This window comes from Streptococcus sp. C150, assembly GCF_000187445.1.
Classification (GTDB): Bacteria; Bacillota; Bacilli; order Lactobacillales; family Streptococcaceae; genus Streptococcus; species Streptococcus raffinosi.
In genome coordinates this window covers 111179-118791 of the sequence record NZ_GL698450.1, presented here as the reverse complement: position 1 = coordinate 118791, position 7613 = coordinate 111179, and the positions used below count along the sequence as shown (strand labels likewise).

Annotated in this window: 9 protein-coding genes; 2 read left to right on the top strand and 7 right to left on the bottom strand. The window is 39.6% G+C overall.

Features of this window, described 5'->3' with window-relative positions; genetic code table 11:
- The 4 genes from HMPREF0848_RS07910 to HMPREF0848_RS07895 form a co-directional block, all read right to left on the bottom strand.
- Nucleotides 1–777 (bottom strand): IS1182 family transposase (locus HMPREF0848_RS07910; RefSeq protein WP_008535809.1); only part of this gene is annotated, 777 nt, incomplete at its 3' end.
- Between the two features lie 125 nt (nt 778–902).
- Nucleotides 903–1592 carry a Bax inhibitor-1/YccA family protein gene (locus HMPREF0848_RS07905; RefSeq protein ID WP_008535808.1) on the bottom strand — a complete coding sequence of 230 codons (690 nt, stop codon included), beginning with the start codon at nt 1590–1592 and terminating at the stop codon, nt 903–905.
- 23 nt (nt 1593–1615) lie between these two features.
- Nucleotides 1616–2119 (bottom strand): HD domain-containing protein, encoded by a 504-nt coding sequence (locus HMPREF0848_RS07900; RefSeq protein ID WP_004183722.1) that lies wholly within the window; start codon nt 2117–2119, stop codon nt 1616–1618.
- Nucleotides 2120–2221: 102 nt separating this feature from the next.
- Nucleotides 2222–2959, bottom strand: coding sequence for a TrmH family RNA methyltransferase (locus HMPREF0848_RS07895; RefSeq protein WP_008535807.1), 738 nt, complete (start codon nt 2957–2959; stop codon nt 2222–2224).
- A gap of 103 nt (nt 2960–3062) precedes the next feature.
- Between HMPREF0848_RS07895 and HMPREF0848_RS07890 the strand changes: the two genes are divergently transcribed.
- Together HMPREF0848_RS07890 and yidC are read left to right on the top strand one after the other, a co-directional pair.
- Nucleotides 3063–3341 carry an acylphosphatase gene (locus HMPREF0848_RS07890; RefSeq protein WP_004183724.1) on the top strand — a complete coding sequence of 93 codons (279 nt, stop codon included), beginning with the start codon at nt 3063–3065 and terminating at the stop codon, nt 3339–3341.
- Nucleotides 3342–3427: 86 nt separating this feature from the next.
- Entirely contained in the window at nt 3428–4345 is a 918-nt protein-coding gene (gene yidC, locus HMPREF0848_RS07885; RefSeq protein ID WP_004183725.1) for a membrane protein insertase YidC, read from the top strand.
- 133 nt (nt 4346–4478) lie between these two features.
- On the opposite strand, the gene greA is transcribed toward yidC, so the two are convergent.
- The 3 genes from greA to HMPREF0848_RS07870 form a co-directional block, all read right to left on the bottom strand.
- Nucleotides 4479–4961: a transcription elongation factor GreA gene (greA, locus tag HMPREF0848_RS07880; protein ID WP_004183726.1), complete on the bottom strand. Its 483-nt coding sequence runs from the start codon at nt 4959–4961 to the stop codon at nt 4479–4481.
- An 87-nt stretch (nt 4962–5048) separates the two neighbouring features.
- Nucleotides 5049–7022, bottom strand: coding sequence for an endolytic transglycosylase MltG (gene mltG / locus HMPREF0848_RS07875; protein ID WP_008535806.1), 1974 nt, complete (start codon nt 7020–7022; stop codon nt 5049–5051).
- A gap of 96 nt (nt 7023–7118) precedes the next feature.
- Nucleotides 7119–7613 carry a GNAT family N-acetyltransferase gene (locus HMPREF0848_RS07870; RefSeq protein WP_037609351.1) on the bottom strand — a complete coding sequence of 165 codons (495 nt, stop codon included), beginning with the start codon at nt 7611–7613 and terminating at the stop codon, nt 7119–7121.

Genomic DNA, 7613 nt, shown 5'->3' with positions numbered 1-7613 from the left:
CGAAAGAGCAGGAAAGGCCTGACTATCATGGATGTTACCTGCTTCAACTGTATAAGCCAAGGCCCAACCATGTTTATCACAAGCTACCTGAGCATTATAAGCGAAGACTTCCTTGTGTTCTCCCTTGTGAAACCAACCACTATCTGGATCAGTCGTTGATTGTTTCTTAGATTTAGCCTCGCCTTTTTTGGCGGGCTTTAAGAACTTTTTTGCATACTTCTTCCTGTCTAAATTAATCTCAACATCCAGTTGTTCACTCATGAATTTAGCTTTTTGATCAACAACAACATTTTTGTACTTATGATTATTAGCAGCTGCCTTGATATGTGTCCCATCGATGAAGATTTCTGAGGGATCAATGAGCCCCGCCTCCAAAACGTGATGAAGCACATGACTAAAAATGTGTGCTAACAATTCTTTATTTTGAAAGCGTCGGCTATAGTTCTTACCGTAAGTTGTAAAATGAGGTACCTTATCGTCCAGAGATAAGCCAAGAAACCAACGGTAAGCTGTATTTACTTCAATGTCCTTGATGGTTTGGCGCATAGAACGAATGCCATAAAAACATTGAATCAAAGGAATCTTAACTAACAAAACAGGGTCTAGACTAGGGCGACCATTATCTGAAGAATAACTATCCTCAACAACATCATAAATAAAAGAAAAATCAATCGTTTCTTCAACTTTTCTTAGAAAATGGTCTTTAGGCACAAGTTCATCAAGTGTATAGAAACCTATTTGACGACGATTATATTCAGGATTATCTTTGTGAAACATAGGAGTACCTCATCAAATACCTTTTCTTTTATTATACTCCTTCGAAGTAAGAAAAGTCCCCAGAAGTATAACTTCTGAGGACTTTGTCTTCAATCTGAAATCAGCCGTTTGGCTGATTTTTTTAACTAGTCACGACTTGCAAAGAGTCGTAAGATATTTAAGAATAGGTTAATAAAATCTAGGTAGAGACTCAACGCCATTGAAACTGCCCAGCCATCTGAGACCTGACCATTCATAGCGTAATAAACCTTTTTAATCATTTGGTTATCATAAGCAATTAATCCAGAAAAAATGAGGACCGATATAATACTAATGACGAAGCTCATTGTACCACTTGCTAAAAAGATGTTTACCAAGCTGGCAACAATAATCCCAATCAAGGCTGCCATAAGGAATTTAGCCATTCCTGACAAATCACGTTTAACAGAAATACCAATAAGTGACATGGTAAAGAAGACAATCGCAGTACTAATGAAGGCTTGAAAAACAGTAGCCTGCGTGTATTGGACAATGATAAAACTTAATGTAAAACCATTCAAAGCTGAATAAACTAAGAATAACGGCAGGGCCGCAGGTGTATTCTTTCGTGCAGCACCACTAGCCAAAAAAACCAGAGCTAACTCAACAAAAATGGCTACCGTATAAACCCAAGAATAGTTCATGAGAATATTAACAAAAAGATGTGAGAAGGGGCCCAACATTAAATAAGAAATGACTGCTGATAGACCTACTCCCATACCAACAAGGCCATAAATTTTCCCGAAAAAGCGGTTTAATCCCGTATCACTAGTTGTATAAATTGCATTGGATTCCATAAATATCTCCTTAAAATAATAAATTAATGGTGGTGACTTTGTAGCGCCTTACGACGAAAATGCTTACGATTTTTAATTCGGTTTCGTAAGGGTGTCGCCGCTTCCTTAACCGCCCAATACTTATCTACCATGGTAACGATATAAGATTCCTTATACTTTGGTGGGGCAATCGTTGCTCCCCACATATGCTTGAGGATAATGTCCTCTTCTTTTTTGTTTAGGTTAACAAGCTTCCTAGCGTTACGCACAGCAATACGTGGATGCACCCAAGCATGACTCTTATTAAATTTGGTCACCCGCCAATCATAATAGAAAAAGTCATGTAAAAGACCACCACGAGCAGTACTCTTAGCATCCCAGCCAAATTTTTTAGCAATCTTGTAGCTGGTATAACTAACATTGACCGAATGTTTCAAACGTGTCGAATGGTGATGCTGTACAATTCCATCCAATTTTTGAAAACGTGGGTGTGAGATCAAATGTCCCACAACTTCCATGAATTCTTTATCGTCTTCTGGTCGTTTCATAATAATACCTCATTAACGTTTCTAATGCTTTTTCATTATACCACTAGAGCTTAAATTTACTTTAAAAGGGGTTCCTTTTTCGTCTAAAATCATCCCTGAGACCTAGAGACTAAACATGAGGATTCCTGCTGCCACAGCAACATTTAAGCTTTCTGCTCGACCTGGCATATTAATATGTACAAGTTGATTCGCAGACTCAGCCATATCCTGACTAATTCCCTGGCCTTCATTTCCCATCACTAGGGCAAAATTGTCATCTGTCTTAACTGCTCTATAGTCAACGGAAACAGTTGAAAGTGTCGTTGCCAGGATGGGGAAACCTTGTTTTTGGCAAGTCTCAATCATCTCAAAAATTGGTCCGCGATAGATTGGTAGGTGAAAATGACTTCCCTGCATGGAACGTAGAGTCTTCTGATTATAAATATCAGCCGATTTGTCCGACAAAAAAACTCCGTCATAACCCGCTGCATCTGCTGTACGAATCATTGTTCCAACATTTCCAGGATCCTGCACATCCTCCAAGAGAAGATACTTACCTGAAAGAGACTCTGGCAGACTCTGAGATTCTTTAGCAACTTCTGCCACGATTCCCTGAGGCGTCTGAGTTTCACAGAGCTCCTTGAGTACCTCGGGGCTGACTAACTTGACCTTAGACACATCTACCACACGATCTGCCATCTCCTCAAGCACGAAAACTTGAAGAATCTCAGCACCACTTGCTTTGGCCTCCTCAAAAAGATGCCATCCTTCTAAAAGATAGCTAGTTTTACGATGCTTGCCTTGCAATAATTTTCTAGCAGTCTTAATGCTAGCATTTTGCTTTGATTGAATGATTTCCATACCCTCATTATAGCAAAAATTCCTTGATAAATCTTGGGCTTGACCGACTTTATAGCAAGGATTATACTAAAAGAAAGAGCTTTCAAATAGGAGGTCATAGACCATGCAAAAAGTAAGATTAATTGTCTCAGGAAGGGTGCAAGGCGTTGGCTTTCGCTACTCAACTTATGCCTTGGCATTAGAAATCGGTGACATCTACGGCCGGGTCTGGAATAATGATGACGGAACAGTTGAAATTCTAGCACAATCTGACCAGCCTGCCAAATTGGCCAAATTTATTCAAGAAGTTCGAAAGGGACCTTCAAAATGGTCTAAGGTGACCTACGTTGATGTCACCATGGCTAACTTCTCTAATTACAGTGATTTTCGCATGGCCAATTAAGATAGGACTACCATTTTTAGCTTGTTCTCTTTCCTAAAAAAGGGTAAAATAGACAGGTATAACTAAAAAACAAAAGGAATGATATTGTGAATAAAAATCAAAAACGACTAGCCCTCATGGGGCTTGCTACCAGCATGCTTTTCTTCCTATCAGGATGTGTGAGCCTTGATAAATCTGGTAATCCTACTGGTTGGGTCTGGAACCTTCTTGGTCGCCCAATGAGCCACATCATCACCTACTTTGCAAATAATCTAGGACTTGGGTTCGGACTTGGTATCGTCTTCGTAACCATCATTGTTCGTTTGATTATCTTGCCACTTGGTCTTCATCAATCTCGTGGTGCAGCCTACCAAGCCGCAAAACGTGAATACCTTGCACCTATCTTGGAACCAATCAACGAACGTTTGCGTAATGCTGAAACTCAAGAAGAAAAGATGGCTGCCCAATCTGAACTCATGCAGGCTCAACGTGAAAATGGTGTCAGCTTGATGGGGGGCGTGGGTTGTCTGCCTTTATTGATTCAACTTCCATTTTTCTCAGCTCTCTACTATGCTGCTCGTTACACTCCTGGTGTACTACATGATCACTTCCTCTGGTTTAATCTTAATAGCCGTGACTTCCCATTGATCATCATTATTGCTGCCCTTTACTACTTCCAATCTTGGTTGTCTATTCAACAGGTTCCTGAGGAACAACGTAAGCAAATGGCAGTAACCATGTACAGTATGCCAATCATGATGATTGTCTTTGGTATCAGCTCTCCTGCAGCTGTAATCCTCTACTGGTTTGTCGGTGGTATCTTCTCTATTATCCAACAATTGATTACCAACTATATTATTAAGCCTCGCTTGCAAGAAAAGGTTGCTGAAGAGTTTGCAAAGAATCCTCCAAAAGCACCTCGTAAAACACCAGGCACTCGCAAAGATGTGACACCTAAAAATACTCAAGCTATTGCTAATAAACCAAAGAAAAACCGTAACGCCGGTAAGCAAAATCGAAAATAATGCATCAACTCTCTTGGCAATTCCGAGAGAGTTTTTCTTATGTTATTTTGAGGCATACCTTATTAGCCATTCTTTAGATTACATCTATATTAACAGCAAACAAAAAGCCCTTCCTAGGAAGAGCTACGTTAGCTTAGGCTGTTTTTTCAACGCTAAGAATCTCAACAGAATAACTACCCGCTGGTGACTCGATAGCTACCTTATCTCCAACTTTCTTACCAATCAAGGCTTGAGCAATTGGACTTTCATTTGAAATCTTACCTGAGAAGATGTCGGCACCAGCTGCACCAACAATATGATAGGTATCTTTATCGCTTGTACCAACTTCTTGAACGACTACTGTTTTACCAATAGCAACTTCATCATTCGCAACAGCGTCACTATCAACAATCTCTGCATAACGAATTTTTGTTTCAAGAATTTGAATTTGACCTTCAACAAAAGCTTGCTCATCTTTAGCTGCTTCATACTCAGAGTTTTCTGAAAGGTCTCCGTAAGAACGGGCCACCTTGATACGTTCTACAACCTCTGGACGACGGACGAGTTTATACTCCTCCAATTCTGCTTCAAGTTGTTCTTTCTCTGCTAGGGTCATTACATATGTTTTTTCTGCCATGTTTATCTCTTTTCTATTGTTGTTAAGCCGATTGGCTTGGGAAACAAGATTACTACTTGTTTCCTTGATTTTGATTAGTCAATGAGACTATTTATCTTTTATCTTGCTATTAATATAAGTTTCAACATTATGTTGATGGTCTTCATAATTTTCCGCAAAATAGACATTTCCATTGGTTACATCAGCTACAAAGTACATGTACTTAGAAGATGATGGATTAATCACTGCTTCAATCGCTGATAGACTCGGACTGTCTACAGGACCTGGCATCAACCCCTTATGAACATAATCATTATAAGGAGAGTCAATACTTGTGTCAATGTTTGCATCTTCCTTTAGAGTCGTCTCTTGCCCAAGTTTTCCAAGGGCATAAAGAACTGCGATGTTACTTTGCAAGGCCATGTCTGAGCTAAGACGATTATAGAAGACGCTGGCAATGTTTTTACGGTCATCATCCGTAGCTCCCTCTTTTTCAACGAGAGATGCTAGGGTCAAAACTTCATTTACATTATGATTACTTGATGAAATCGTAGCATAGTAAGGTGATAGATAAGTGTTCATCGTAGACAACATTTCCTCTGCTAAAGATTCCACCGTTGTATCATCATGGATATTATAAGTTGCTGGGAATAAATAACCTTCAAGAACATATTTAGCCTGATTAGAATCCGGAAGATTAGCCAACAAGGTTGGATACTTGGCTTTCATTTTAGCAATGAAAGCATCATCCTTCATAAGTTTCAAGAAGTCTTTTGACTTTAGTCCAGTCGATGATTTTTTACCCTTTTTAGCGGATGAATTAACCTCAACTGCCTTGGCGATTTGATCAATTGTATACCCTTCTTTAACCAAGACTGTACCAAGAGATGGCTCCTGAGGTTTATCACTTCCTTTTTTCTGAAGAGCCTCAATAATTTCATCCATGGTCATGCTAGCTTGAAGGTTATAGTAACCACTTTTTAGATTTGAAACATTCTTAAACTTGGTATAGTAATTAAAGACCTTACCAGACTTAATGACACCAGCTGATTCTAGAAGCTGACCGATATAACTGCTACCTGAATTTTTAGGAATTTCGACACTGATAAACTTAGTCGAATTGACATCCTTTGCCCCTACAGCTTGACTAACGTAACGATAACCAAAGAAACCTGCTAGTGACAAGATAAGAATCAAGAAGATAATAATATTTCGTGCAATCTTCCCAGCACGGCGGTTATTCTTATTACGCTTTTGATTTCGGTTAGAACGTGAAATTGGCTCTTCGTCGTCAACTTCGTCAGGGATGGCATCTTTCTGCGAAGCCTTTTTCTTTTTTGTTTTCTTACGCTTTTTCTTTTCAGGTTTATCAGAAGCTGCTAGAGCAATGCTCTCATCCTCCTCTTTGTCTTTAGTGACTGCATCTGGCTGAGTCTCCTCTGATACAGCGTTATCACTTGTCACCTGATGTTCTTTCAAGAAATCTTCTTTTTTAAGATCTGAGGTCATCTTGGCCTCCAATTCTTTAGGGTCTGTGTAAATAGCTTCTTTAGACTTGGCTTCAATGAGCTCCTGAGCAACATCTGCAGGGATGTATTCCTCCTCAGAGGCCGCATCAAGACTTGTTTCCCAAACTGGACGTTGGAAACGACGCTTCGAAGTTACCTTAGGTTGAGGAATATCGGTAATCTTATCCTCATTAAGTGGTTCTTTTAGGCTAGATACTGATTTTGAATGACTGTCAGCTCCTAAGGACTCAGCTTGAGACTGAGAAGACAAACTAACACTCCCTTGGACATCTGGTTTCGACTCAGAAGTCATAGATTTAGCTGTATCACTGTCAGAAACAGCATGCGAACTAAAATCTTGGTTACTTACTTTATTAGATGCTGATTCCGTATGAGTATTTTGGCTGTCAGCTGACGTTGAAAGTGGTGTCTTGGGCATAGTTGCACTTTTATTATGCTCCTCCTCACGAAGAGAACGGAGCCGTGTTGCTTCTTGTAAATCTCGAAGAATCTGATGTTTAAAACTTAAGCTATCTTCAACAGATTCCGAGTGTTCATTAAACTTGTCCGTCAAGGCATACCTCCTCTATAGTAACAAACGCCATTATATCTTAAAAAGTCAGTTAATGCAAATCAATTAGCCCTTTGTCACAGTAACTTAATACTGAAATCACTGGGATTTAGACTTTTCCCAGACCAAATTGTACCATGAGCTACCTCCATGATTTGATTCTGATTCTCCCTCATCAGTAAAACCATTCATTTCATAATAAGCAATAAGATAATCATGACAAGTCAAACTAATCCCTTGACGCTTTTGTGCAATAGCCAGATCTTTAAGTGCTGCAATTAAGGCCGTCCCAACACCCTGCCCTTTAAACTCTTTTGAGACAGATAAACTAGTGACTGCGATAAAACCTCCTTCACTGGCATTCGGAGTTACCTTATGAAACAAGTCGTCTGTTAAGTAACGCTTATCAATTACAGGTCCTTCGATATAACCAGCCACCTTACCATCAATCTCAGCAATTAAGAAGGTATCACAAATAGTCTCTAGGCGCTCTAAAATAGCCTCTGGTGTTGCAGCCTCTTCAGGCGAAAAATTGTCCTGTTCAATACGAACCACATCGGCCCAGTCTTCCTTTTGGGCGTGTCGAATAAGCAT